We start from the raw sequence: 25,244 nt of genomic DNA, 5'->3' as shown, positions 1-25,244 counted from the left end.
TGATTTCCAAGACGGGAACATACTACAACAGAGGCTTTTAATCCATGAGTCACGACCAATTGAATAACAGGGTAGTTGCTCCTTGCATCATCGATACAGGCATTGTCGTCAACAAGCGCGATATCAAAAGATTGCTGTTTGATTTAGGACGTGTCCGCTACCTTCACATCCAAGATGGCAAGATTTACAGCGAAGGCGAAGGGTACGTGCTCGAAGTCTTCGCCAACCCCCACCGTTCTACCCTGATTGCCAACCATGCGCTTTATTTGAACGTGTATAGTTTTGATTACCTAGAACTGAAACAGTCCCCTGATGAGGGTGCTTATTTTGACCTGATTCAAGACGGAAGACAGTTGCGTTTAATTCCCCTCTCCAATCCTTTGCAAGAGCAAGTCGCCCGGAATTTGGATGCTGCGGCTTTGGATGCAGTTGTCGATCAGGTACTCTCAGGGAACTGGGATCTGCAATTGGATGAGGATGATTCTCCGTTTTAATCGTCAGTCAATCGATTTTAGATTTTAGATTTTAGATTTTAGATTTACTCGAAAGATGAATCTGGGAGATTAAATTTTGGTCTAAAATTTTTGGTCATCTATGAGAGAAGTCCGGGCTTGTCTCCGTTTTTGGGCTCAGTCATGGGTTTTTTGTCTCAATCTCCATAAGAATAGGTTAGATAACAACGACTGCCCAGTAGCGGTTAACGATCGACGGAGACTAATGACTGAAGACAACGGGAGATTTTCTTTTAAATGTAAGGCTAACTGCAGCCATACTCAAGCACGTGCAGGGGTTTTTACCACTCCCCACGGTATTGTGGAAACGCCTAAATTTATGCCCGTGGGGACGCTGGCTAATGTCAAAACCTTGACCCCGGCACATCTTGAAGACGCAGGTTCTCAAATGGTTTTGGCGAATACTTATCATTTGCACTTGCAGCCGGGGGAACGAATTGTCGCAGGCGCTGGCGGATTGCACAAATTTATGGCTTGGCCGGGCCCGATTCTGACGGATTCGGGCGGCTTTCAGGTGTTTAGCTTGAGCCAAATGCGGACTATTTCTGAGAATGGGGTGACTTTTCGAGCTCCTCGCGACGGCCGCATCATTAATTTAACGCCGGAAAAGTCGATCGAGATTCAGAACGAGTTAGGCGCTGACGTGATTATGGCCTTTGATGAGTGTCCACCTTACCCCGCTACACGGGACGAGGTGGAGGCGGCGACAAATCGCACTTACCGCTGGCTGCAGCGCTGTATGCAGGCTCACTCGCGCCCGGATCAAGCTTTGTTCGGCATCGTGCAGGGGGGTGTTTTCCCCGATTTGCGATCGCGCGCGGCGAACCAGTTGGTAGACTTAGATTTGCCCGGTTATGCGATCGGCGGGGTTAGCGTCGGGGAATCGGGGGATTTGATCGCAGAGATTGTGAGAGTTACTGCGCCCCTGTTGCCGGCAAATAAACCTCGTTATTTGATGGGAATTGGCACCTATCGGGAAATGGCGCTGGCTGTAGCTAGTGGTGTAGATATGTTTGACTGCGTGATTCCAACTCGGCTGGGCCGCCACGGGACGGCTTTTGTGCGCGGGGAACGCTGGAATTTGAAAAATGCTCGGTTTCGGGAGGATTTTGCTCCCCTGGATGAGTCTTGTCCTTGCTATACCTGCCAAAAATTCAGTCGGGCTTATTTGGCCCATTTGGCGCGGGCTAAGGAAGCACTCAGCTATACTTTGCTGGCGCTGCACAACGTCACGGAGTTGATTCGCTTTACGGGGAGGATGCGGGAGGCGATTTTGGCCGATCGATTTACCGAAGAGTTTGCCTACTGGCTGACACCGAGTGTCGATCGATAATGATTGCCTTGGGTGAAGATATGCGACAATTATGAAAATTCTGTTGGATAGGTAGGTTGATTCATGGAAGCTGCATTACTCTTAGCAAAACTGCCCGAAGCTTATTCGATTTTTGAGCCTTTGGTTAATGTTTTGCCGGTCATTCCCGTATTTTTCTTGCTGCTGGCTTTTGTTTGGCAGGCGGCTGTCGGATTTAGATAAGTTTGATTTCCTCAAAAGCAGGGGCAATTCACACATTGCCCCTGCTTTTAGCTATTAAGTTTTGTTTCGTTGTTTTTTCTGACTTCAGCTACCGCCGATCGCACTTTTGAATGCCGGTCTTTCTGAGATCCGCTTGATGTAATCTACAACGGCCGGATAAGCACTGAGGTCTAGTTTTAGCATCATCGGAATGTAGGCTAAAATTGACCCGACTGCTGCGTCGGCGACGCCAAATTCATCACCCATTAAAAACGGCTGTTTCTCGAAGATTTCATTTAACGGTTTTAACAACTTGGGAGTTTCGCGATCGCGACTTGCTTCTGTAAATATTCCCGGCCCGAGGGTAGCGTTAGCAAACATGATCCACTGCACGATTTGAGCTTGCTGCTCCAAAGTGTCTGGCATTTTACCATATTTTTGAGCTAAATACAGCAGAATTGCGCCGGATTCCCAAAGTTTAAAATCTCCGTCGGCGATCGCGGGTACTTTGCCGATCGGGTTAATTTCGAGATACTCTGGCTGCAAGTGTGCCCCTGCTTGCATATCCAGCATGACGAATTCGTAGGGAACCGCTATTTCTTCTAGATACCACTGGACTATTGACGCCCTGCTGCGGGCTCCGCCATAAAGTTTCAGCACGGAATTTTTATCCTTTAACGCAATATTGCTGTTATAGCATTTTTGGTCAACCATCAACCATCAACTGTCAACTATCAACTGACAACTGTCAACTGTCAACTGTCAACTGACTAATGGCACTTCTGTCAAGTGCAGAAACAAGATTCTGCTGCCAATAAAAATCAAAATTGCTCCGCCCAAAATCTCAATCTTATTAGCAAACAAGTTGCCGCACTTGTGCCCGATAAACACGCCTGCAAAGGCTAAAAAGAAAGTAATAAATCCGATCGCAGTCACCGCAAGAACAATAGAATCTTTCAGGACAGCAAATCCGAGGCCAACTGCGAGGGCATCGATACTCGTCGCTACCGACAGCGTTATCAAAGTCCCTGTATCTAAGGGATTGAACTTTTTCTCGCTTTCTTCGCTTTGCAGCGATTCATAAATCATTCTCCCGCCAATGAAACTCAAAAGTCCAAAAGCTATCCAATGGTCGATCGGTGTTATCCAAAAACTAAAACTAAGACCGATCAACCATCCTAGGACGGGCATTAAAGCTTGAAAACCTCCGAAAAATAAGGCAATTTTTAAAGCTTTATTCACCTTCATGTGTTTGATTGCTAAACCGCTGGAAACAGCGACAGCAAAAGCATCTGCTGCTAGTCCCAAGGAAAGTAAGATGGTAGTGGCTGCATCCATTTTTGTAAAGTGTTCGGTGTTATAAACAAAGTGTTCCTCTTGACAATTTTAGTTTACACTAAACTTTGATAATATTGCGTTTTTATCATAATTTTTTCATTTTATTCTCACATTTATTTCACAATTGGCCAGGGTTGAAAAAATCTGTGCTTAGCTGTATTATGTAAAAGATTATTTATCAACTAGCACAATTAACGATGCCGCAATCTAGATTGTACCAGCCACTGCTGCTCAGGTTACTGCACGGTGTTAATGCTGCGATCGCCCTTTTAGCAATTTTGAGCGCATTTGTGGTTTACAACACCTACGATGGGCGGTTTGGCAAAGTACCCGTGCCTGAGATTGCAGATATTATCGGGATTCACGGCACTTTTGGCAAGATGTTGCTGTTAGGAATAATGCCGGCTTTTGCATTGTATAGTTTCCACGCAGGTCAAAAACGCTTGGTGCAGCCGGATTCTTTTGGGAAACTAACGCAGTTGGGAAAACCGATTTGGTGGTACAGTTTGCACCGGATTGTGAATACGTTGATGTTGCTGGCACTGACTTGGGCGATCGCTTCTGGCAGTATGGTTAAGGAAGAATGGCTGCCGGCTGGGGAATTGACGCAGGTTTGGTATTATTTACACGCTTCTGGTTGGGTGGTATTGGTATTTTGTCTGGCAATGCACTTGTTGATGAGTGCGAAGGTGGGGGGTTTGCCGCTAATTTTGTCGATGTTTGATGCCGCATATCGCCCGGAAGATTCGCCGACTGCTTGGTGGAAGAAAATTCGCTCTTTGGTTGATCGCTCTTAATGTGAAAATGCTTAATTTGAAAATGAACAGAAATATTTTATTAATTGTTGGGGAAGTCTTGGTAATGGGAGGCTGGTTGTTTGCTGTGGTTGCACCTTTATTATTTCCCTAATCCTATCCTATCAATTTTTGTTAACAAATGATCATTAGCTTTGTAGTGAGGAATTCAGCCCTCTTTTTTATGACGACTAAAGTCCTCACTACAAATCGAAATTAAGCTTTTCGCGCTGCTTGCTAGCAAGATTTGCGACGGGTTTCCCTGGTGGCAAAATGCGATATCAAAAGATCGGCAATTTTACCATAAACTCAGCACCGCCCCCAGTTTGAGATTTAATTTTAGGTTGCACTGGAGATTCAACTGTAAGGCGGCCGCCGTGCAATTCTACAATAATTTTATAGCAAACCGACAACTCCAGCCCTGCAAAATTTTTAAAGGATTTAGTATGGCACTGGTCAAATATTCTGGGTTGAATTTCCGGTGGAATTATAGATCCATTGTGGGCGATCGATACAACAATAAATCTGCCTGTATATTCCTCGACAATATCGGTTTTGATTGTAATAATTTGAGCCGAGTTATCAATACTTTTAACTGCATCTATAGCATTGCTGATTAGGCTCGCGAATACCTGGCTCAGTTGACCGGGATAACACAAAATTGGTGGCAGGTTGTGGTACTCCTTGACTACTAATATTTTTTGCTCCAGCCGGCTCGCTAGCAACAGCAAAATATTGTCGATACTTTCATTTAGGTTGGCGTGTTCTTTGTTGGCTTCGTCAGGAAGTGAAAATTTTCGCAAAGCCAGGACTATCTGGCGAATGCCATCGGCTCCTGTTTTCAAAAAATTGAGGATTTGCGGCAACTCTTGGCTGATAAAATCTAAGTCGCAAGTCTCTATTTTTTTGGCAATTCTTGGCACAGGTTCGGGATATTGTTCTCGATAGAGGCGAATTATATGGAGCAAATCTTTGATATAATCGTTGAGGTGAATCAGGCGGCCGTAAATAAAGTTAATCGGGTTATTAATTTGCTGGGCAACTTCGGCGGCTAGTTGACCCACTATTGTAATTTTTTCGCTTTGTACTAAATGCTCTTCGGTGATTCTGAGTTTGGCTAATACTTCTTCCAAAAGTTTGAGTTCTTCTTGAATTTGCCCTTGGAGTTGGGATTGGGAAATTGCGATCGCCAGCGAGTCTGCAATTGCTTCCAAAACTTCCACTTCGTCGGGAGTCGCAAACCGCCGATTTGCACAGGCGAACAGATATCCCAGCCGATGATTCTGAGTTAGTACGGGTACTGCTGCGTAGTGACTATTTGTGAGTTCGATATGGGCGTGTTCCTCAGACGCTGTGGCATCCGGGGCGGCCGTTTTATGTAGCAGTATCGTTTCGCAGCGGTGAAGCCGTGCAGCTAAATCTCCAGAAGGCTCACCTGGAACACCAAAGATTCCCAAACCCGCCGGCAAACCTTCCCGGCAATATTCCCAGCCAAATTCTAAAGTATCTTGTCGGGGGTCGTACCATGCGAAAATTGCTCGATCAAGCTTCAGTAAAGTACCGAGTTCGTCTACTGTAGTTTGGAGGATGCGATCGAGGTGCAAGGAAGCGCGAATGCGGCCGGTCAAGCGGTGGAGAAGGCCTTCTGTGCGACTGCGAATGCAATTTAGGGCAAACAGCTTGAGCGCCACAATTGCTGCCAAAATAGCTGCGGCGGCAAGTACGCCGGCGGCTACTGCTAGTATCTTGAAAGGAAAAAGTTCTTTTTCGAGATTGTCGCGGGGAATTACGAGGGCGATCGACCATTCAGCTTGTTCTAAAGGAAGATAGGCAACATAAACTCTGGCGTCGTTGATTTGAGTCAGCACAATGCCCGTTTTTTGATAAACCATCTCCCGGGCTACATTTGCCAAATTAGCATCTGCGGACTCTAAAAGACTGGGAGCAGAATTGTCGATATTTCCGATTAATCGAGCGTCGGGATGCACAATCGGCACTCCTTGAGAATTGAGAACAAAAGCGTAAGTCCCAGGGCCATATTCCAGATTTCTTACTACTTGGGCAATTCGGTCGATGCTAATGACGCCGTTCATTACTCCGATCGGCTTTTGTGCTGTTTTATCAATAGAATTTGCCGAATTTGACCACACCGGACCCGAAATGGGAACAATACTTTGTCCTTTGAGCGTTCGAGAAATGGTAGGATCTGAAACATAGACTTCCCCAGCCATTGCCTTTTTAAAGTGTTGGCGGTCGCTCACATTAATCAACGCTCTGCCGACTTTTGTGGTGAAATAAGAACCGTCGGGTTCAATTAATGCGAAGTGCTGGAATTCTTGCAGTCGATTTACTTCGGATTTTAAATAAGGCTCTGCCACTGACCAATTCATCGAACGAACGGGAGTAGTGTTGGCGAGGATTTCGATCTCAGCCTTTCTAGTGCCGAGCCAGCGATCGATCTTGTTAGCCCGCTCCCTAACTTCTAACAAAGCATTTCGCTCGCTTTTGGTGATAATCAAGCGGTGAACGCTTTGATAGCTAATACAACCAGTGATGCTAGCTGCCAGAACTGTTCCCCCCAAAATTAAGAGCGCAGTTTGGTACCCAAGATGGTATTCGCCCTTTAATCCCGCTGGCAATAGTCGAGTTAATTTCCACCACTTTACTCTCGCAAAGCTTCCCATGGTTTGACCAATTTGTGAGATTGAAATCCTTAGCTCACCTACGATCTACTCGCCCGCCGGCCAGTAGTCTTAAACTACTAGCATTCAATAATTGCGGGGATTTTTTCATTTTTTCCCGCCGAGCGGCTCCTATCGTTTCCGGTTGCACTCCTTATGATATAAAGGACAGGGCAGTGCCGTTTCCCTACCCAGATTAATTGTAGGGACACGGCGCTACCGTGTCCTGGCGGTGGGTAATATTAATTCTGATGATATCCGATTTGATATCACTTTCTTAAACAGGAATAATATCATACCACATTTTTGACAAATTAAAAACTTTTATCAACTACTTAATTATTTTTTACAGTTGTTAATAATTGATGTTATTTAGGTGATGTGAGCAGTAGACATTTTAGGTTGAGATGTTTGGTGTGTGTCTTAATCAATAGTCCAGACTGTTTTTAGTTCCTACTCTGAAACCATAGCTCTTCCGTTGATAGTTCGATTGCCGAATTGCCTTGAAACCCTTATTATGCGGTTGTTAACAGTTGACAGTTGACAGTTGACTTCGGAGTGCGAAGTTTTTAGGCAGGGGATTTAAGCCCCTGCCTAAAAACAATCCACCTAAAGGTGGGGGCTTAAATCCCCTGTGCTTTGGCAATCAAAAACTGTCCGCAGTATTGCTTAGGAGCGCGAATTAAATAACTTACAATTTTAATTGTTATTGTGGGATGGGCGTTTCGCCAGTCCAAAAAGGACGGGCGGGACGCCCATCCCACAAACTTGTGGAAGTTATTTAATTCTCATTCCTTAGTAACGAAATATTAAAAATTTTCCCTTCATTATTAATGAAGGAAAAATTTGTTAAATCTTTAATTTACATCTCAATAATCAAAACTATTTTCGGTGCATCCGCTGGCTGAGGCACTGCTAAATTGCCCCAGTTGCGGGATTTGTTTAAAGAACCTTGTGAGTGTGTTCGTGCTGTTTCACATTGTCTTCAGTGCGAATGACGCGCTCGGAGTTGAGCACTCTTTTGCGTTCTAAGGAATAAGTAAAGTCGTTGCGAACTGTTCCCAAGGGAATGTGAACTTGGGCTTGGGGGCGAATTTTGTAAGTGCGGGCTGCGGCGATCGCCCGAAAGCCAAATTCTTCGCTAAACTGGGCTGATGTCGGGAATTCTGGCAACATTTTGGGTGTTTCGCCGTCGAGCACTGCTCCCAAAGTCGTCCCGCAAATCATTAAATAAGATGTGGGAATTCCCTTCAAAATTGCTTCTAAAGCTGCTGAGGGAATAGCTTCGATTACTTGCACTTCAAAAACTTCGCCTTCTTCTTTGATGAAGCAGGTAGCTACACCGACTGCTATGTAGTCGTCGGTGCAGAGATCGGGAGCGTTGGGGTAAACTGTGGCAGTCGTCATAAGAAAAGCTTGGTAGTGTGGAAACCGGGAACGAGAAATTATATCATTTCCGGTTACACCGGAATGATGTTGACTGTTCACTGTTGACTGTTGACGCCGTGAACAGTCAACAGTCAACTCGAATTTACTATTCCGATGCTAACGGATTTGATATTAAGCGATTTTAGATTTTAGATTTATTGCACGGTTTTTTTCGGGAATTTTACGTGAAAAATCTCAAATCGGCTGTTCTAAACCTAAAATTTTTTGGTTAAGCTCCAAGGAGCCGATCGCACGAGTGTGTCGATCGTACCACATCAAGGTAGATGCCGGATAATCCGGCAAGGATTCCCCGCCGCCACGACGTTTGCGGGAATATCTTTGACAACAACACTGCCTGCGCCGATCGTGCTATTGTCGCCAATAGTGACTCCTGGACAAATAATACTGCCACCACCAATCCAAACATTATTGCCAATATTAATTTCCGCGGCGAGTTCTCGGCCAGAAAGTCTAACTTCCGGGTCTGTGGGGTGAAGAGCGGTGTAAATTTGTACGTTGGGCCCACACAGCAAATTCTCGCCAATGTTAACTCGATTGCAGTCGAGAATCACGCAGCCAAAATTCATATACAATCCGTTTCCAGCATAAATATTGCTGCCATAGTCGCAGTAGAAAGGCGGCTCGATTTCAACTTTTTGCCCAACTGCACCGAACAATTCTGCGAGAATTTCTAACCGTTTCTCTGGCTCGTCTTCGCGGGTAGAATTGTAGGTTCTGGCGAGGCGGCGGGCTCGCTGGCGCTCTAAAATTAATTGCTCATCAGCAGCTAAATACAATTCGCCTGCGAGCATTTTTTGTTTTTCGGTTTTTTCCACAGTTTTTTCCACGGTAAGAATCAGCGGTTGAAACCGCTACTTCACCAACGAACTTCCTCTCTAAGAGACTGAAGAATAATGTAGGGTGCGTAAGGGCGCACCTTACCGCTATAATTAGCGCGTCAGATCATTTTTTGATGTGGCCACATACATTTAGGGTTCAGGTTTTGACTGCAAACAAACAGCTAAATCCAGATTGGCTAATTGCTCAAAAGCTCGATCGATAGATCCTTTTCCCCGCAAAAAACCAGTATTTGCACCGGGACAAATATACTGTAAAGTTTCCGGCGAAAATCGATCGATAATTGACTTCACGCTGTTAATTTGCCGGGGCCAGTGAAAAGTTTTTGCCGTCCACAGCGGTACTGGGGCTGCTTCTCGGTTGGGGAGCAAGTGCCTACCCGAAAACAGCACTCCACCGCTGCCACTATCATAAAGGCAAGAGGAACCAGGAGAATGGCCAGGAGTCCAAAATGCTTTGATTCTATCGCTCACAACAAATTCTCGCTCAAAAACCGTCACCTTCAAACCCGGCAGTAAATAAGCTTCCTGTTCTTGAATCAGGATCTCGCACCCCGTGGCTTCCTGAATCTCCCGCGCCTTGGCGATAGCGCCACGGTGGCTGAGAAACAGCAGTCGCACGCCGCCGTGTTCCCGCAAAAATGTTTGGTTAATCTCATCCCAAGCGGGACAATCCACCAGGATGTTAGTTTGGTTTTCTACAATGAAATAGGCTGTTGCACCCAGAGTTTCCCGGTTAGGCGGGAAAGCAAGGATATTGTCGAGCACGGGCCTGGGTTGTTTGGAGACTAAACTCTGTTGTTTCAAGGAAGTATTTCAGAAGGGAATGGGATAAATATTATGTTCTTTTTACTATGGTTGTTCGTATTGGGGCTGATATCGTACTACTTGTTGCAGAACGGCACCAGCCGCATCACCAGGACTCCGATATGGCTGCTGTGGCTGGTAATGATGGCGCCCGCGCTGATTTGGGGTGGTTGGATTTTAGTTTACGGTAGCAGCAAAACTGTACCGCCGGAGTTGGTAATTATACCTTTTCTGGTTTGCCCTTTTTTGTATTGGTTTTTGGTACAGTTGGGGCGCCAGAAAATTACCGCCGAAACTGCTGAGCAGGTAGCAGGCTCGGAGACTGAATCTGTAAAGCCAAAACCGCCAGTGCGCCCGATCAATGCAGCAGAAGAAGCGAGTTTGCGCGATTGTTTTCCTTGGTCAATTTACTTTTTGCGAGATTTGGAATTTCGGCCGCAGGCTGTAATTTGTCGCGGACAGTTGCGGACGAACCCGGAGGCTGCTTATCAGGCAATTCGGGAGAATGTGGAGAGGCTTTTTGGCGATCGCTTTTTAGTAGTATTTCAAAACAGCTTGAGCGGTCAACCTTTTTTTGCTATAGTTCCCAATCCCAGCCACCAATCAGGGGAAACTCCTGTCAAAACCGAATCTGTAACCCGGCCATTTTTCGCATTAGCTTTGCTGCTGATCACGGTTTTTACGACTACGCTTGTCGGGGCGCGACTTGCCGGAGTTACTGAACAAGCTTTGCAGTCCAACCCGTCAATATTGTTGCAGGGTTTGCCTTACTCGCTGGCTCTAATTACATTTTTAGGAATTCACGAATCCGGCCACTATTTAGCTGCCCGGTTTTACCAAATTCGCACGACTTTGCCTTATTTTATTCCGATTCCTTTTTTCTTGGGAACTTTTGGCGCCTTCATTCAAATACGGAGCCCAATTCCCAACCGCCGAGCTTTATTTGATGTTAGCATTGCCGGGCCGCTTGCGGGTTTAGTTGCGACACTGCCGTTGTTGATTTGGGGTTTGAATCATTCGACTATTATACCGCTGTCTGAAAAGTCGGGAATGTTAAATTTTGACTCTTTCAAACCCAGTTTTTCGCTGCTGATGACTTTGTTGAGCAAGTTAACCTTGGGTGGTGCTTTAAATGCGGAAACTGCGATCGATTTGCATCCGGTAGCGGTGGCGGGTTATTTGGGTTTGATCGTGACGGCGTTTAATTTGATGCCGGTGGGACAACTCGACGGCGGGCACATCGTGCACGCGATGTTCGGCCAGCGAGCGAGTATGGCGATCGGGCAAGTTGCTAGACTTTGTATGCTGCTGCTTTCTTTTTTGGAACAGGGTTTACTGCTGTGGGCGATTATTTTGTTTTTGACGCCACTAAACGACGAACCGGCGTTGAATGATGTCAGTGAATTGGATAATCGGCGGGATTTTTTGGGGTTGCTGGCGATCGGGCTTTTGTTAATGATTTTGTTGCCGGCGCCCAGGGTTCTCCTTGAGTGGTTAAATGTTTAGCCTGAAGAAGGGGAAGGGGAAGGGGAAAGAGGAAGAAGGAAAAGGTTCATAAATCCTAGGGACTTTAGCATTTATTGACCCGCTCTTTCTAGACGCGATCGGGACGAGCGCGGCAAAATACATATTGTAAAAAATTCATAATTAATATTGACATTGAGACCAGAGATGTGTGATTTTCACCTGCCAAGGGATATATTCACCCACTGCAAGTGCTGCCATAAGTGCGATCGGCAAGTGCGATCGGCTAGATTTGCTAGCTAGTAGCTAGGTAAATTGGGAACTCGATTCAAGGGAATTGGCATTCCAAATTTAATTAAACAGTCCTGGACGCAAAGCCTCTACATATAGCGTTTTGTAGGGGCAATCCCCCCGCGGTTGTATTCATAGGATTGTTGCGTCCAGGACGATGGAATTTACCCTAATCCCCTCGTCTTTGGTATAATCTGCGGGTTCATTTAATAAAATTCAAATCTAGCTATGAATATTTTTGTAGTTTCTTCACGGGCTTTATGGTCAACTGTATTCTGGGACACAGTTTTTGAATTAGAAAATATTGTTGTACGAACCTGCAACGCACAACTTTTGGTACCATCTGCCCGCGATGTAACCCAGTGGTCATCCACACTTTATCCGCTAGCCGATCGAATAGTCCGTAAAGCTGTTAAGTCTACTACAGGTCTATATAATTTACCACTTTTACCTCCATTGTCGGACAAACCCAATGTTTTACTGATGATTGGGATATGCGGAGCCGATCTAGAACTACTCTCAAGTATACCTAAGTGGAGGGAGCGTTTTGATGTTGTCATCGCTTATATTTTCGATTCTTGGGAACCGGAAATTTATTCAAAAAACGTCACTCATTTAGATCATTTATTCGTGGCAGTTCCAGAAATTATAGATGAACTGAAAAAACGTTTTGCTATACCAGTATCGCTGCTCCCTTTTGCTGCTGATGTTCTCACTCAGGGTTCGGGTCAACTCAAGCGTTCAATAGATTTAACAAGCTTCGGGCGGATACCCTCACAGTATGACACTGTGTTTAGCAATAAATTCAATCAACCTGGTTCGGAACAAATTTACTATAAATCTACGCCCAGAACAGCAGAGCGATTTCCGAAATTGCCTTACGAAATGCGTAGAGACGAGCCAGATACTCGCCTGCTATTTCACATTCTCAGACATACCAAACTCACCTTGGCTTTTGACCCACTCTATCCTGGTATGCGTCGGTTTCCTTACTCGTTTATTACACTGCGTTGGTTTTATGCTACTGCGACTGGCAGTGCGGTAGTTGGGAAGCGTCCAACTACACCTCTAATGGATGAGTTGATGAATTGGAAAGATGCGACTATTGAGTTGCCCGATGACCCGCAAAAAAGTGTTGAATTGATTAATGAACTTTTACAGGACGAGGTGAGGCTTAATTCTATATACAAACGCAACTATGTTGAGAGTTTAGCCCGTCACGATTGGAGGCATCGGATTCAAAGTATGCTGGAAGCTGTGAAAATTCCCCTACCGCAGGGACTGCTGGAAGAATTGTCACAGATAAAGATGATTCATGAAAAAATGTTCAGCCGATTTTAGATTTGGGATTTGGGATTTGGGATTTGGGATTGGAGAATTACTCCTCTCCTGAGTCTGCGAAGGAATGAATCTGGGGGAACCGGGACTAAATTGCTGGATTGCCATGCCAGATCTGATTGTAGACAAATAAAAGTGATAGATTTGAAGGGGATTACGATCGACTTTGCCGTCGATTTATTCACCGCGCTAATTGGCAATACTCGGTTCGCGGTTTCCAGCGGAACGGAGTAGAGATGACTTAGTTTTTTCTATTGTTAAAAGCAACTTAATCATTTGAAAACCCAGCCAGTCTTTATACGGAATTTTACATCGATTCGTATTGATAAACAAGAAGTCACAGGTATCCATGTCAGGGAACAGGTATGAAAAGGGGATGCAGATAAAACCCAATCTTTTTAACCTGTTGGTAATTTTGTTAACTTCCTCAGTGCTAATAGAACCTGGCATAAAATCGTGAAACTCTATAGTGATCTGCTTAACATTGCAGAGCGTGGCATCCCTAGTTGAGTTAAAAACGGCTTCTTCAGCACCTTCAATATCTATCTTCAACAAATCAACTAACTCGATTCTCTGGTTGTTCAGAAAAGTTTCTAAAGTGATACCATCCACTGATATCTCTCCCTGAAGGCCGTAGACACTAGCAGCTTCCTGACTAATACTGTTACATTCTCGATTATCGGAAGTATATATTTTTAATGGCTCATTTCGGTCTGATATAGCATAATTAAACTTTTTAACTAAGCCATTTTCTGGTAGCTGAGAATACACAGAAGTAACAGCTTCTATGGCGTAACAGGTACAATTGAATTCGCGAGTTATCGCTTCGCTAAATTGACCGACATTGGCGCCTAAATCGATCACTCAAGAGTCAGAGTCGAGGATTTTAGAATAAATAGTATGAGTTTTGAGATTGCTCAATCCTGAATGCTTTTGCCAGAAATCGATAGATTTCACTAATAAATTATAAAGTGTCATGAGTGGCGAAATAAAGTATGGTTAATACCAACATTCAAAACCATGTGTCCCGACTTAGTGAGGAAAATTAATTAATTGTAACAATACTTTGGTAGGATATACTCTGGCAGCTAAAACCCACAACTTCAAATCGACATGAGCCAGCATTCAGACCGCATTGCCCCTCACGGCGGCATCCTGGTCAACCGCATTGCCACACTAGACCAAAGACAAGAATTTTTCGACAAAGCAGAGTCCCTGCCGCGAGTCCAGCTTTCGGATCGATCGATCTCAGACCTGCAAATGATCGCCATCGGCGCCCTGAGTCCCCTCAAAGGGTTCATGAACGAAGCTGATTATCGATCGGTCGTTAAACAAATGCGCCTCTCCAACGGCCCTCCCTGGTCGGTTCCCATCACCCTCTCGGTAACAGAAGAAGTCGCCGCCCCCCTGAAAGCAGGAACTTTAGTGCGCCTCGACACCCCGGCGGGCGAATTTGTCGGGCTCTTGGAACTTGCAGAAAAATACCACTACAGCAAAGAAGAAGAAGCCCTCAACGTCTACCGCACCGACGACCTCAAACACCCGGGCGTCCAAGTAGTAGACAAATCCGGACCCGTTAACCTCGCAGGCGATGTTTGGCTGCTGGAACGCGAACTAGATGTCCGCTTTCCCCAATACCAAATTGACCCGGCGAAATCGAGAATGCTGTTCACAGAAAAAGGATGGAAAACCATAGTCGGTTTCCAAACCCGAAACCCCATCCACCGGGCCCACGAATACATCCAAAAATGCGCCTTAGAAACAGTAGACGGCTTGTTTCTGCACCCGCTAGTCGGGACGACAAAAGATGACGACATCCCGGCTGACGTGCGGATGCGCTGCTACGAAATTCTGCTAGAAAAATACTATCCAAAAGAACGCGTAATTTTGGCAATTAATCCGGCGGCGATGCGCTACGCCGGGCCGCGAGAAGCAATTTTTCATGCTTTAATTCGCAAAAACTACGGCTGCACTCACTTTATCGTGGGGCGCGATCACGCTGGAGTTGGCGATTATTACGGCACTTACGATGCCCAATATATTTTTGACGAATTTGAGCCGGGAGAATTGGGAATTGTGCCGATGAAATTCGAGCACGCTTTCTATTGCAAACTGACGGAACAAATGGCTACAACTAAAACAAGTCCCAGCACTCCCGAACAACGGGTGCATTTGTCGGGAACCAAGGTACGGGAAATGCTGCGCGCTGGTAAATTGCCGCCGCCGCAGTTTTCCCGGCCGGAAGTCGCGGCAGAATTAGCCAAGGCAATGAATATTTTCAATTACGAGATTTAAATCTTGAACATTGGTGGGGGCGACATTCTGGAGAGTTTTGAATTTTGAGTTTTGAGTTTTAAATGGAAAATTTTCAACTTAAAGCTCAAAAGTTAAAACTTAAAAACTCCCTTAATACGAAAGACTCACAATCTAATTAATTCCCCTAAAATTATTGAGGGGAATTTAACTTAAAATTCAAAACTTAAAATTCAAAGCTATTTAAAAATGGGACTCAAGCGGCGGGAATTTTTACAGCAAGCTGGCCGGGTGCTGGCCGCCATCGGAATCAGCGAGGCCATCTGGCTGCCGTTGGGCGATCGCTACCTCCAAGCCTTAGCGCAGCCGACAGCCAGGAAATTGGCTTTGTTGGTGGGCGTTGACAAATATCCAGACTCGCCCCTGCACGGCTGCGTCACGGATGTGGAATTGCAGCGGGAACTGCTGATATATCGGTTTGGGTTTGTGCCGTCGGACATTCTGACTTTGACTGACGCTCAAGCTACCAGGGAGAATATCGAGACGGCTTTTGTCACTCACTTGACTCAACAAGCAAAACCCGGTGACGTGGTAGTTTTTCACTTTAGCGGCTGCGGTAGTCGAGTCAGCTTTGGTGAGTCTCCCGGAAAAATCCAAAACAGTTTGGTGCCGGCGGATGATGTTTTGCCGTTGTTAGCAAACCGGGCGGTGAACGATATTTTAGAGGAAACGCTGTTGCTGCTGATGCGATCGCTCGCGACAGAAAATGCGATCGCCATCCTCGACACCAGCTACCACTATCGGGGTTTCCCCACAAATGGCAACTTTCGCATTCGCTCCCGCCCCCGCCCCACCATCGGGCAGCCAAGCCTGGGAGAATTAACGTTTGCCGCAGGCCTTAAATCCAGCCAAAATCTCCGTCCTGCGGCCACCGTACTTGCCGCGGGTGCGGATTCCCAACTCGCCGCCGAACAAGAGTGGAACGGATTTACCGCCGGTTTGTTTACCTACGCCCTCACCCAAACTTTGTGGTTGGCAACTCCCGCTAGCAGCTTCAGCGTCAATTTCAGTCGCGCCGCGGGTAATGTCGAGCAAATCGCGGGGTTATCGCAGCAACCGCAAATTCTCAATCACAATTTAACAACCGCGCCGGCGGTGAATTTTTCAAATTTAATGTTGAATTCCCCTGCATCTGACGGCGCTGTAACGGCGGTGGAAGAGGGGGGCAAAACTGTGCAGTTGTGGCTGGGCGGTTTGTCGCCGGGGGTTTTGGAGTGCTGCGGGGGTTCTGTGTTTGCTGTGGATTCCTCCGAGGGCGCGAGGCTTTTGCTGCGGGGACGCACGGGCCTCTCTGCTAAAGCCCAAGTTGTAGATGGGTCTGCTTCAACAAACGGCGAATTAACAGCCGGCGAATTGGTGAGGGAAGAAATTCGGGTATTGCCGCGAAACATCGGTTTGACAGTAGCTTTGGACTCAGGTTTGGAACGCATCGAGCGCGTGGACGCCACCAGTGCTTTCGCGACTGTGCCACAAGTTTCGGCGGTAGGCAGCGAGCAATTGGCTGACTGTCGGTTTGGCAGAGTCCCGGAAACGACTAAAGTCGAAACCGTCTCGCCTCACGAGCCTGCTTTGTATCAAAGCCGTTACGGTTTGTTTTCTTTGGCTCAAATACTGATTCCCGATACTGAGGGCGACGGGGGAGAAGCAGTCAAGGTGGCTGTGCAGCGCTTGACTCCGCAGTTGAAAGCGCTGCAGGCTGGGAAGTTGCTGCGGCTGACTGTCAATGAGGGGTCTTCGCGCCTGAAGGTGCGGGCGGTTCTGGCAACTCTGGCACCGCAAGCGCGGGCTGTGGCGCAGCGAGAGCCGGTGCGAGCCGGCGGTGATTATCGGCTGGAACCGTTGAGCGGGGAAAGTGAGAAATCAGCCAATGCTCATATACTATGTCTGGGCAAAAGCAGCCGAATCCAGTGTAGATTGTATAACGACAGCGATCGCCCGGTTTATTTTGCGGTGTTTTGCACGGACAGCGCGGGACGGCTGTCCGTGCTCGGCGCTGAGGGCAAAGATTCTTCTGTGGGGGGGATGTCGCGGGCGATCGCTCCTGGGGAGAATTTGACCGTGCCGGCGGCTGAGGCGATCAGGTGGGCGGTATCGGGACCGATCGGACTTGCAGAAACTTTCATTATATTTAGTGAGAGTCCCTTCGCTCAAACTCTGGCTGCAATAGAAGCCGAAATGCAGCAAACGAGGGATGCCCTGCCAATTCGAGTGCTATTGAATCCTTTAAATGTGGCGCGGGCGGTACTCGAAGATTTGCACGCGGCTAGCATTCCGGGGGTGCAGAAATTGGGGATTTCCACTGATGATTTGGCTTTGGATGTGAATGTTTGGGCAACTCTGAGTTTTGTTTATCGGGTGGTTTAATTTCGGAATGGGGACTTGGGAATGTTTTCTACAACATACCTCTTGCAAAAGTCTTTTTAATAGACTTGCATTGCATCAGTCTTTGATTGATACAGAAACCGCAGATGTCAGGCAGATAAACACAGATAAACGCAGATAATTGAAGGCATTGAGAGCTTGGGAATGCCAGAGGTACAATCAAATTTTCACAGCGGGCGGGACACCCACAAGAAAAAATAATTTTTGTGGGATGTTGGATAGTCCGTCTTAGTTATTTTTGCAATTTTGTCTAACCTATAATCTGAATCTATCCGAGTACGAAATCGATATTCATTTCCCAATCCGGAAATGCTAGAGGCGAAACTTTTTGACTGCGCCAAAACTTTTGGATTAAGCTGTAACCGTTGGGTGTCCGCTGGCGGTAGACTTCTAAGCATTGTGCTTCTAAATCTACTAGCCAAACTTCTTGAATGAGCGATCGAGCGTAAATCAGAACTTTCACTTCTCGATCGTAATTCACCGTACTATCAGATACCTCTATCAACAGCAAAACTTCTGACGGCGTAGGATGTGCCGTTGAATAGTAATCTGCACGGGGTTGCAGCAATACTACATCAGGTTGAGGTTCGGTGCGATCGCTCAACTGGATGGGGTTTTGCACATCCAGAAAAGCCCGGTTAGTGGGAATTTCGCTGAACATTCCAATGAATCGTCTCACACAGGAAGCATGACGAGTTCCAATTGCTGCCTTTTGGATCAGTTCTCCTTGTATCAGTTCTACCCGATCGCCCTCAGAAAGAATACCCGCTTTGGTCATTAAATGATATTCTTCTACGCTCAACAACCTTTTGAGTAATTGCACTGCCATAACCCACCGCGCTGCTAATTATTTTTAAAATTGTAGTCGATCGGCAAAGGCAGAAGTTATGTTCATCGGCCCTGGGTAATTGGTAACTTGTAAGTTGTCGTGCATTTAATTTGTATACTTATTTTCATTGAAACTATTGTGGGGCGCTGCTCCTAGCCCGCCCCAAAGTTAAGTTTAAATGCACAACAGCTTACTACCCTTCAACTGTCAACTGTCAACTGTCAACTGTCAACTGTCAACTGTCAACTGTCAACTGTCAACTGTCAACTGTCAACTGACTTATAAAGCTTTTCTACCATTTGAGCCAAGCGTTTCATAGCAGTTTCAATCTCATCATTTGTTGCAGTCAAACTGATGCGTAAACACTCATGTTTGTGCTGCCAATCTTCCCGCAAACCGGGGAAGAAAGAACTTCCTGGCACGACAATGACTCCAACTTTCTTCAACTCTTGATACAGTTCCCAATCAGTCATTGGCAAATCTTTCAGCCACAACCACGCGAAAATTGCTCCTTCGCCCCGGTGCAAAAACCACGGCAAATCTTTCGGCATTGCTTGTTCTAGGGTGGTTTCTACGATCGCAAATTTGCTTTGATAGTATGGCCGAATTACGTTAATCGAAATATCGGCAAGAGCGCCGGAAGCAATGGCACGAGTTGCGATCGCCTGTCCGTATCTTGGCGAATGAATGCACATATTGGTCTGAAAACATTCTAATATTTGAATGATTTTTTCATCGCCGATCGCAATTCCGATTCTTTCACCCGGTAATCCGGCTTTCGACAAACTCATACAGTGCACGATATTGCCCCCAAAAATCGGCGTCATTTCGGTAAAATTCAAGGAGGGGAAGGGAGGGCCGTAGGCGGAATCAACGAACACCGGCGCGTCAAAAGCGGCCGCTAAATCGGCAATTTTCTTAACTTCGTCGTCGCTGAGAACGTTGCCGGTGGGGTTGCAGGGACGGGAAAAAATGACGCAACCGGTGGTTTGGTCGATCGACAATTGGCTGAAATCCGGGCGGTATTTGAACCTGTGAGCACTCGCATCAATATCGAGGGTGGGTTTGCAGGCGACTACCGCTTCGGGAATCAAGCTAACGCCGCCGTAACCCGTGTAGTCTGGGCTCAGCGGTAGGACGATCTTTTTAAGGCTACCCCCCCTAGCCCCCCCTTGGTAAGGGGGGGATTGATTAGCCGTTGCCCCCCCTTGGTAAGGGGGGGATGGGGGGGGTGCGGTGTAGCCGCCGAAAGCGTTGGCTGCGTAGAAATAGATCGATTGACTGCCGGGGGTAATTAGGATATTGCGATCGGTCAAATTCAGTCCGTAACGCTGGTTAAAATCCGTCAATACCGCATCGATAAACGGCTGATAACCCTGACTGGAACCGTAGCGACAAACCACCTCGCCGTATTCCGGGCTCGCCAAAAGTTCCGCAGTGCAGTCGCGCCACAACTGCTCGACTTCCGGCAAAATCACTGGATTTCCCGCGCTCAAATTAATAAACTCTTGCCCGCTGCCGGCTCTGAGAGTTTCAATAATATCTTTCATAATTGCCCGAACTCCCGTGAGGTGGGACATTTGAGCGCCAAATTGAGTAAGGGCAGGGTTCATGGTAAATGCAGCGACAAAGATAGAAGTTTAGTTTATCTATAATAACTCCAGTCGCAGGCGTTAGCGTAGCTTGTCTGGGGTATGGGTTGTCGATCGAGCATCTGATTAATGCAATAAACTCGATCGCACAGCATTTTGTTTTTCCCCTGTGCACCGGATCATCAGATTCTCGGCATTTGTGGAGTCCTATCGATCGAACTGTTTTTTTGCCTGAAAATTAGAGAACGGGGCAGCACTATCCAATTCAATAGTTTTGGTAAGATTTCACGCCGCCGCGCCACATGAATTGCCGATACTTGACAGCAACCATTGGCAGAATCTAAGATTAGCACTATATCCCGATCGCAACAGAATTTTATGGGCTCCTGTTACTGCTATAATTGCAGGTTTAATCCAGCCTCAAGAATCAGATTTGTTGCTAGCTCATCTTCATGATTCGCGGTTTGCTGACAGCGGTGCATTTAATCATCAATCCAACTAAAGCCCAGATACCTCGTAACCTCGCCCTTTCAGTGGCGTTACATCACAAATACGTACATCCAAAGGCAAATTAACAGCCGTAAATTTTAACAAAACAATGACATACTTTCCGCTTACAGAATACGAGCAACTTACAGATCCTAAAGCCAAAGCAGTGTACGAAGAAATCTTGACAGACTTGGGGTTTGGCATCGTCCCCAACCTGTTCAAGTCAATGGCAATCAACCCTGACCTATTAGAAGCAAATTGGAAAAAATTCCGGGGAACAATCCTGCAAGGAGACTTACCCCGCACGCTGAAAGAAATGGTCGGCGTCGCTATTTCCCAATCAAATAATAGCGAGTACGCTCTCCAAGTTCACCTGCACGGATTGTCAGCCTTGGGGATGAGCGAAGAACTACTGCGAACTCTAGTTTCTGACTTTGCCAACTGCCCTTTGCCAAAACGTGATAAAGCCGTAATTACCTTTGGCTTGCTGGCTGCTACAAAACCCCTGGAAATGACAGAAGCCGATTACCAAAACCTGCGGGATTTAGGACTTGATGATTCAGAAATCTTTGAGATTATTGCGACAGCAGACTTGTTTAGCTTTGTCAACCGATATACCGATTCAATTGCCCTCGAAATTGATGCTTTGTAATCTATATCTCATACCCATATTATGGGCGAGCGGCTAGAAGATCAAGATCGAGAAGAACTTCTGTTGACAGCCCGCCGTTTGTTAGCAGAAGCTCAAGCGCTTTCCATCCGCATTTCCGCCGTCAACGAAGTTGCCACTGCCATTAACCGCACCCTCGATCTCAATCAGATTTTGCGGGTAGTAGGCAAGCAAGCCAAATGGCTGCTCGACTTTGAACACTGTAGCGTTTGCCTGCACAGCACTAACGCTTGCACGACCTTATTTGGCAAGCATATCCCTGTAGATATTGCTGCCCTACCAGAGGGCGGCCCTATTAACAAGGCTTTCACAACACGTCAACCTCAATTAATTCAAGAAGCGGGTGCTACTACTATTTTGTCTCCCTACGCTTCGCAAATTATCATTCCTTTGGAAAGCGAGGGTAAGGTTTTAGGAACAATTAATTTTGCCACAACTAAGCCGCGAGCTTACACTCAAGAAGATATGCGGATTGGCTATCTTTTGGCTTTGCAACTATCCTCAGCCATCCGCAACGCCGAACGCTTTAAAGAGATAAATAGGCTGTATTCCGATCTCGATGCCGAAAAGCACAAATCTGACCAGCTACTGTTCAACGTGCTCCCGCTTGAAATTGCCGAGGAACTCAAAAATAACGGCAAAGTGGAACCAGTTTATTATGATTGCGTATCAGTTTTATTTACTGACTTTCAAGGCTTTACTGAGTTATCTGAAAAAATGACGCCGCGAGAGTTGGTTGACGAACTAGACTATTGTTTTTCTTATTTCGATCGCGTTATGGATAAATACTATATGGAAAAGTTGAAAACTATTGGCGACAGCTATATGTGTGCGGCGGGAATTCCTGTCCCTAGGGCAACACACGCCCTTGACGCTGTACTTGGGGCTCTAGAAATTCAACAGTTCCTGGAGCTGCGAAAAATGCAGAAAGCTCAACAAAAAATCCCTTATTGGGATTTCCGCATCGGTATTCATTCAGGCCCAATACTTGCTGGGGTAATTGGCAATAAGAAGTTTGCCTATGATGTCTGGGGAGATACAGTTAATACTGCATCTCGGATGGAATCTTCCGGCGTACCTGGAAGTATCAATATCTCTCACGCAACGTTTGAATTAGTTAGAGATTTTTGTGAATGCGAATACCGAGGAAAAATTCATGCTAAAAATAAGGGTGAATTGGATATGTATTTGGTTCGTAATCTTAAATAAATTGGGGAATGGGGAATGGGGAATGGCTAACCGAGCCGTTATACCATTTTAGATTTTAGATTTTAGATTGGGGAATTACTGATTACTAAGCTGAGGCGCATCTAAATTTGACAATCAAATTCGAGCAAATTCTTGTGGGGTGGGCGTCCCGCCCGCCCAAAAATACAATTTAGATGCGTAGCAGCTTACCACGGTTTGGATCACTGGCTTACAGTTGCACTTTTTTTAACCGGTGTTAGATATTGAAATTCAACTCAACTATGAACGGAGAATATATCGCTTGAAGTTTTTTCTCAGGCGATCGGTATTGTTTCGCAGTGTCCCCAAGCTATATTAAAATGATCGAGTTGTAGATTTTGATTTTTAATTATTTATGCGTATTTGGCAAGCAGATTTTTACCGCCGCCCTCTCCAAGACGAAACTGGTAAACCACTCTGGGAACTCTTAATTTGCGACTCGGAAGGCAGCTTTCCATTTAGCGCTGTTTGCCGTCAGTCGGAAGCAAATTCTAATTGGCTAGCTTCGCAGTTGCAGCAGCAAGCTCAAACCCAAAATTTGCCCGACTTGATTGAAGTATTTAGGCCTCAGTCTCTGAGCTTAATCCAAGCTGCGGGCAAAGTTTTGGGTGTCAAGGTGGAAGCGACTCGGCGCACTACGGCTCTGAAATTGCTGCTGCAACAACGCGCCAAAGAATATTTGAGTATGCCTAATTATACGGGTGAAACTTATAGCGCGATCGCCCTCGACTCGCCGCCGCCCGTGCCCTTACCCGAAAACCTCTGGGGCGATGGCTGGCGTTTTGCTTCCCTACCCGCCGGCGACATTGAAGATGCTTTTCAAGGGCGTCCCCTGCCAATTTTGGAAATGCCAGAATTGCTGTTACCGCTGAATTTGGGCTTGGCTTCAACAGTACCCGTACCAGGAGTGGTGATTGACGGCGGACGCCAGTCTATGCGCTTGGCTAGATGGCTTCAGGATGCCAAACCTTTTGCTTTGAATTATATTGCTGGAGCTCCCGACGGATTGATATTGGAAGCTGGGTTAGTAGATAGGTGGGTTGTGGCTACTTTTGAAGATAGCGAGGTGAAAGCCGCGGCCCAAATTTACCAACAGCGCAAGCAATTAAGTAAAGGATTACATTTTTTGTTAGTCCAGCCAGATGATAGTGGCATGACTTATACAGGCTTTTGGCTGTTGAATTTTGATCGATAATAAGATGTAAATAATATTATTTGTGATGTCGAGGGTTCGCGCGCCTAAAAATAGTAAAACACCGCCCGAACTCAGTTCCCGCCGATACATACTCAAGCACAAATTTTAAAACAGCTTCTTGAGCTAACAAGAGATAGTGCGACCCATTTATTCTACAACTAAAATCAAGCCGTTTTGGATGCCCTGACAAACTCGGTTAATGTGACACTGGTCTTTTTCGTTCAGACCTTTCTGGGCTAGCATTGCTGATTTCAGTAGCCGTCTGTCAAGGGGGGTAATTTGACGAAAAGCAAAGATGCGCTGGACGATCGCCTCGATCGAGATTTTGGGGAGGTTAGCAGAGCTGACTGTCATGGTCTTAACACGCTAAAAATAAGTAACAGAACTATGTACCTTTATTTTTAAAGATTTTGTGAAGCTACTTTGTGATTATAATCACATATATTTTGTGACAAAATAGTGTATGTAGGGTGACTTTTGTCACCAAATCTTCAATTATCTTTACGCCAACTTAACGATGGCCCGATAGAATCACTGTGGTAAAACTCAAGCAGAGGGTAAAAATGGCACAAGCAAAAATCGGAATTATCGGCGGCAGCGGTTTGTATAAAATGGAGGCCCTCAAGGATATTGAAGAGGTGAAAATTGATACACCTTTTGGATCGCCATCCGATGCCGCAATTGTGGGAACATTGGACGGTACGCCAGTAGCATTTCTGGCTAGACATGGCCGCAACCACACTTTTTTGCCCTCAGAAGTGCCGTATCGCGCAAATATTTATGCAATGAAGAGTTTGGGAGTTGAGTATTTAATCTCAGCGTCGGCGGTTGGTTCCCTCAAAGCTGAGGCGAAACCTTTAGATATGGTAGTGCCCGATCAGTTTATTGATCGTACAAAAAATCGAGTTTCTACCTTTTTTGGAGAAGGAATAGTCGGTCACATCACATTCGGCGATCCGGTTTGCGGCGAATTGGCAAAAGTGTTGGCAAGTGCGATCGAATCCTTGAACCTCCCCGACGTTACCCTGCACCGGGGCGGCACCTACGTCTGCATGGAAGGCCCCGCATTTTCCACAAAAGCAGAATCCCACCTTTACCGCAGTTGGGGGGCGACAGTCATCGGGATGACAAATTTGCCCGAAGCAAAATTAGCCAGAGAAGCAGAAATTGCCTACGCAACTTTAGCATTAGTCACCGATTACGACTGCTGGCACGAAGATCACGACAGCGTAACTGTAGAAATGGTTGTTGCAAACTTGCACCGCAATGCCGAAAATGCCCAGAAAGCAATTCAAGAAACAGTCCGTAGACTAACAGAAAATCCCCCCGTTTCCGAGTCGCATTCAGCTTTGAAATATGCAATTCTGACTCGGCTGGATCAAGTGCCGGCCGCAACTAAGGAGAAAATGGGTTTGTTGTTGCAGAAATATTTGTAGGTTCGCAAAAAGTTCTACGAAACTCGGTTTCTCGCTACCTTACAAAGTCTGGGTACAGGCTAATCTCAGAAACCGGGTTTCTTGCTAG

At 46.2% G+C, this 25,244-nt stretch carries 23 protein-coding genes; 13 read left to right on the top strand and 10 right to left on the bottom strand.

Annotated features, from left to right (window positions below; all coding sequences use genetic code 11):
• The first annotated feature begins 44 nt into the window (after nucleotides 1-44).
• The 3 genes from QUA58_RS02310 (at nucleotide 45) to QUA58_RS02300 (ending at nucleotide 2,046) form a co-directional block, all read left to right on the top strand.
• Nucleotides 45-494, top strand: coding sequence for a hypothetical protein (locus QUA58_RS02310; RefSeq protein ID WP_265235369.1), 450 nt, complete (start codon nucleotides 45-47; stop codon nucleotides 492-494).
• Between the two features lie 223 nt (nucleotides 495-717).
• A complete protein-coding gene (gene tgt, locus QUA58_RS02305; protein WP_333392878.1) occupies nucleotides 718-1,845 on the top strand; it encodes a tRNA guanosine(34) transglycosylase Tgt in 1,128 nt (375 codons plus the stop codon).
• Nucleotides 1,846-1,908: 63 nt separating this feature from the next.
• Nucleotides 1,909-2,046, top strand: a complete 138-nt coding sequence (locus QUA58_RS02300) for a photosystem II reaction center protein K (protein WP_006634808.1) — start codon at nucleotides 1,909-1,911, stop codon at nucleotides 2,044-2,046.
• Nucleotides 2,047-2,130: 84 nt separating this feature from the next.
• Here the strand turns inward: QUA58_RS02300 and QUA58_RS02295 are convergent, their stop codons facing one another.
• Both QUA58_RS02295 and QUA58_RS02290 read right to left on the bottom strand, forming a co-directional pair.
• Nucleotides 2,131-2,685 (bottom strand): glutathione S-transferase family protein, encoded by a 555-nt coding sequence (locus QUA58_RS02295; RefSeq protein WP_333392916.1) that lies wholly within the window; start codon nucleotides 2,683-2,685, stop codon nucleotides 2,131-2,133.
• 102 nt (nucleotides 2,686-2,787) lie between these two features.
• A complete protein-coding gene (locus QUA58_RS02290; RefSeq protein WP_333250173.1) occupies nucleotides 2,788-3,363 on the bottom strand; it encodes a manganese efflux pump MntP family protein in 576 nt (191 codons plus the stop codon).
• Nucleotides 3,364-3,560: 197 nt separating this feature from the next.
• Between QUA58_RS02290 and QUA58_RS02285 the strand changes: the two genes are divergently transcribed.
• Nucleotides 3,561-4,160 (top strand): cytochrome b/b6 domain-containing protein, encoded by a 600-nt coding sequence (locus tag QUA58_RS02285; RefSeq protein ID WP_333250171.1) that lies wholly within the window; start codon nucleotides 3,561-3,563, stop codon nucleotides 4,158-4,160.
• A gap of 278 nt (nucleotides 4,161-4,438) precedes the next feature.
• Here QUA58_RS02285 and QUA58_RS02280 read toward each other — a convergent pair whose 3' ends face one another.
• The 4 genes from QUA58_RS02280 to QUA58_RS02265 form a co-directional block, all read right to left on the bottom strand.
• Nucleotides 4,439-6,739 carry a cache domain-containing protein gene (locus QUA58_RS02280; RefSeq protein ID WP_333392877.1) on the bottom strand — a complete coding sequence of 767 codons (2,301 nt, stop codon included), beginning with the start codon at nucleotides 6,737-6,739 and terminating at the stop codon, nucleotides 4,439-4,441.
• A 1,041-nt stretch (nucleotides 6,740-7,780) separates the two neighbouring features.
• Complete coding sequence (locus QUA58_RS02275) at nucleotides 7,781-8,245, bottom strand: hypothetical protein (RefSeq protein WP_333250168.1); 465 nt, start codon at nucleotides 8,243-8,245, stop codon at nucleotides 7,781-7,783.
• A gap of 296 nt (nucleotides 8,246-8,541) precedes the next feature.
• Complete coding sequence (locus tag QUA58_RS02270; RefSeq protein ID WP_333392876.1) at nucleotides 8,542-9,102, bottom strand: sugar O-acetyltransferase; 561 nt, start codon at nucleotides 9,100-9,102, stop codon at nucleotides 8,542-8,544.
• A 153-nt stretch (nucleotides 9,103-9,255) separates the two neighbouring features.
• Entirely contained in the window at nucleotides 9,256-9,930 is a 675-nt protein-coding gene (locus QUA58_RS02265; RefSeq protein ID WP_333392874.1) for an MBL fold metallo-hydrolase, read from the bottom strand.
• A gap of 33 nt (nucleotides 9,931-9,963) precedes the next feature.
• Between QUA58_RS02265 and QUA58_RS02260 the strand changes: the two genes are divergently transcribed.
• Together QUA58_RS02260 and QUA58_RS02255 are read left to right on the top strand one after the other, a co-directional pair.
• On the top strand, nucleotides 9,964-11,436 hold the full coding sequence (locus QUA58_RS02260) for a site-2 protease family protein (RefSeq protein WP_333250162.1): 1,473 nt from the start codon (nucleotides 9,964-9,966) through the stop codon (nucleotides 11,434-11,436).
• Nucleotides 11,437-11,913: 477 nt separating this feature from the next.
• Entirely contained in the window at nucleotides 11,914-13,026 is a 1,113-nt protein-coding gene (locus QUA58_RS02255; protein WP_333250161.1) for a glycosyltransferase, read from the top strand.
• A gap of 186 nt (nucleotides 13,027-13,212) precedes the next feature.
• On the opposite strand, the gene QUA58_RS02250 is transcribed toward QUA58_RS02255, so the two are convergent.
• Nucleotides 13,213-13,887 carry an FkbM family methyltransferase gene (locus QUA58_RS02250; protein WP_333392873.1) on the bottom strand — a complete coding sequence of 225 codons (675 nt, stop codon included), beginning with the start codon at nucleotides 13,885-13,887 and terminating at the stop codon, nucleotides 13,213-13,215.
• 249 nt (nucleotides 13,888-14,136) lie between these two features.
• Between QUA58_RS02250 and sat the strand changes: the two genes are divergently transcribed.
• Together sat and QUA58_RS02240 are read left to right on the top strand one after the other, a co-directional pair.
• On the top strand, nucleotides 14,137-15,318 hold the full coding sequence (sat, locus tag QUA58_RS02245) for a sulfate adenylyltransferase (RefSeq protein ID WP_333392871.1): 1,182 nt from the start codon (nucleotides 14,137-14,139) through the stop codon (nucleotides 15,316-15,318).
• A gap of 207 nt (nucleotides 15,319-15,525) precedes the next feature.
• On the top strand, nucleotides 15,526-17,700 hold the full coding sequence (locus QUA58_RS02240) for a caspase family protein (protein WP_333392869.1): 2,175 nt from the start codon (nucleotides 15,526-15,528) through the stop codon (nucleotides 17,698-17,700).
• 286 nt (nucleotides 17,701-17,986) lie between these two features.
• Here QUA58_RS02240 and QUA58_RS02235 read toward each other — a convergent pair whose 3' ends face one another.
• A complete protein-coding gene (locus tag QUA58_RS02235; protein ID WP_333392867.1) occupies nucleotides 17,987-18,547 on the bottom strand; it encodes a Uma2 family endonuclease in 561 nt (186 codons plus the stop codon).
• A 263-nt stretch (nucleotides 18,548-18,810) separates the two neighbouring features.
• Complete coding sequence (locus QUA58_RS02230) at nucleotides 18,811-20,160, bottom strand: valine--pyruvate transaminase (protein WP_333250151.1); 1,350 nt, start codon at nucleotides 20,158-20,160, stop codon at nucleotides 18,811-18,813.
• A 253-nt stretch (nucleotides 20,161-20,413) separates the two neighbouring features.
• On the opposite strand from QUA58_RS02230, the gene QUA58_RS02225 reads away from it, so the two are divergent.
• The 4 genes from QUA58_RS02225 (at nucleotide 20,414) to QUA58_RS02210 (ending at nucleotide 23,720) form a co-directional block, all read left to right on the top strand.
• Nucleotides 20,414-20,641: a hypothetical protein gene (locus tag QUA58_RS02225; RefSeq protein WP_333250149.1), complete on the top strand. Its 228-nt coding sequence runs from the start codon at nucleotides 20,414-20,416 to the stop codon at nucleotides 20,639-20,641.
• 96 nt (nucleotides 20,642-20,737) lie between these two features.
• Entirely contained in the window at nucleotides 20,738-21,280 is a 543-nt protein-coding gene (locus QUA58_RS02220; protein WP_333250147.1) for a peroxidase-related enzyme, read from the top strand.
• Between the two features lie 21 nt (nucleotides 21,281-21,301).
• Nucleotides 21,302-22,507: an adenylate/guanylate cyclase domain-containing protein gene (locus tag QUA58_RS02215; RefSeq protein ID WP_333250145.1), complete on the top strand. Its 1,206-nt coding sequence runs from the start codon at nucleotides 21,302-21,304 to the stop codon at nucleotides 22,505-22,507.
• Between the two features lie 373 nt (nucleotides 22,508-22,880).
• The gene (locus tag QUA58_RS02210) at nucleotides 22,881-23,720 is read left to right on the top strand and encodes a Tab2/Atab2 family RNA-binding protein (RefSeq protein ID WP_333392865.1); all 840 of its coding nucleotides are present in this window, start codon (nucleotides 22,881-22,883) and stop codon (nucleotides 23,718-23,720) included.
• A gap of 147 nt (nucleotides 23,721-23,867) precedes the next feature.
• Here the strand turns inward: QUA58_RS02210 and QUA58_RS02205 are convergent, their stop codons facing one another.
• Nucleotides 23,868-24,074: a hypothetical protein gene (locus tag QUA58_RS02205; RefSeq protein ID WP_333069727.1), complete on the bottom strand. Its 207-nt coding sequence runs from the start codon at nucleotides 24,072-24,074 to the stop codon at nucleotides 23,868-23,870.
• Between the two features lie 209 nt (nucleotides 24,075-24,283).
• Here QUA58_RS02205 and QUA58_RS02200 point away from each other — a divergent pair, with 209 nt between their 5' ends.
• Complete coding sequence (locus tag QUA58_RS02200; protein ID WP_333392864.1) at nucleotides 24,284-25,156, top strand: S-methyl-5'-thioadenosine phosphorylase; 873 nt, start codon at nucleotides 24,284-24,286, stop codon at nucleotides 25,154-25,156.
• The last annotated feature ends 88 nt before the right edge of the window (nucleotides 25,157-25,244 follow it).

The organism is Microcoleus sp. N9_A1, assembly GCF_036701795.1.
GTDB lineage: Bacteria > Cyanobacteriota > Cyanobacteriia > Cyanobacteriales > Microcoleaceae > Microcoleus.
Note: the sequence above shows the minus strand (reverse complement) of the source record. Positions and strands in the feature narration are given on the sequence as shown.

Excerpts from the sequence above, each read along its gene's own strand:
- QUA58_RS02310 (WP_265235369.1), top strand. The coding sequence starts at position 45 with ATGAGTCACGACCAATTGAATAACAGGGTAGTTGCTCCTTGCATCATC.
- QUA58_RS02215 (WP_333250145.1), top strand. The coding sequence starts at position 21,302 with ATGGGCGAGCGGCTAGAAGATCAAGATCGAGAAGAACTTCTGTTGACA.
- QUA58_RS02200 (WP_333392864.1), top strand. The coding sequence starts at position 24,284 with ATGGCACAAGCAAAAATCGGAATTATCGGCGGCAGCGGTTTGTATAAA.
- QUA58_RS02210 (WP_333392865.1), top strand. The coding sequence starts at position 22,881 with ATGCGTATTTGGCAAGCAGATTTTTACCGCCGCCCTCTCCAAGACGAA.
- QUA58_RS02275 (WP_333250168.1), bottom strand. The coding sequence starts at position 8,245 with ATGACGACTGCCACAGTTTACCCCAACGCTCCCGATCTCTGCACCGAC.
- QUA58_RS02240 (WP_333392869.1), top strand. The coding sequence starts at position 15,526 with ATGGGACTCAAGCGGCGGGAATTTTTACAGCAAGCTGGCCGGGTGCTG.
- QUA58_RS02255 (WP_333250161.1), top strand. The coding sequence starts at position 11,914 with ATGAATATTTTTGTAGTTTCTTCACGGGCTTTATGGTCAACTGTATTC.
- sat (WP_333392871.1), top strand. The coding sequence starts at position 14,137 with ATGAGCCAGCATTCAGACCGCATTGCCCCTCACGGCGGCATCCTGGTC.
- tgt (WP_333392878.1), top strand. The coding sequence starts at position 718 with ATGACTGAAGACAACGGGAGATTTTCTTTTAAATGTAAGGCTAACTGC.
- QUA58_RS02220 (WP_333250147.1), top strand. The coding sequence starts at position 20,738 with ATGACATACTTTCCGCTTACAGAATACGAGCAACTTACAGATCCTAAA.
- QUA58_RS02230 (WP_333250151.1), bottom strand. The coding sequence starts at position 20,160 with ATGAACCCTGCCCTTACTCAATTTGGCGCTCAAATGTCCCACCTCACG.
- QUA58_RS02205 (WP_333069727.1), bottom strand. The coding sequence starts at position 24,074 with ATGACAGTCAGCTCTGCTAACCTCCCCAAAATCTCGATCGAGGCGATC.
- QUA58_RS02260 (WP_333250162.1), top strand. The coding sequence starts at position 9,964 with ATGTTCTTTTTACTATGGTTGTTCGTATTGGGGCTGATATCGTACTAC.
- QUA58_RS02300 (WP_006634808.1), top strand. The coding sequence starts at position 1,909 with ATGGAAGCTGCATTACTCTTAGCAAAACTGCCCGAAGCTTATTCGATT.
- QUA58_RS02235 (WP_333392867.1), bottom strand. The coding sequence starts at position 18,547 with ATGGCAGTGCAATTACTCAAAAGGTTGTTGAGCGTAGAAGAATATCAT.
- QUA58_RS02285 (WP_333250171.1), top strand. The coding sequence starts at position 3,561 with ATGCCGCAATCTAGATTGTACCAGCCACTGCTGCTCAGGTTACTGCAC.
- QUA58_RS02290 (WP_333250173.1), bottom strand. The coding sequence starts at position 3,363 with ATGGATGCAGCCACTACCATCTTACTTTCCTTGGGACTAGCAGCAGAT.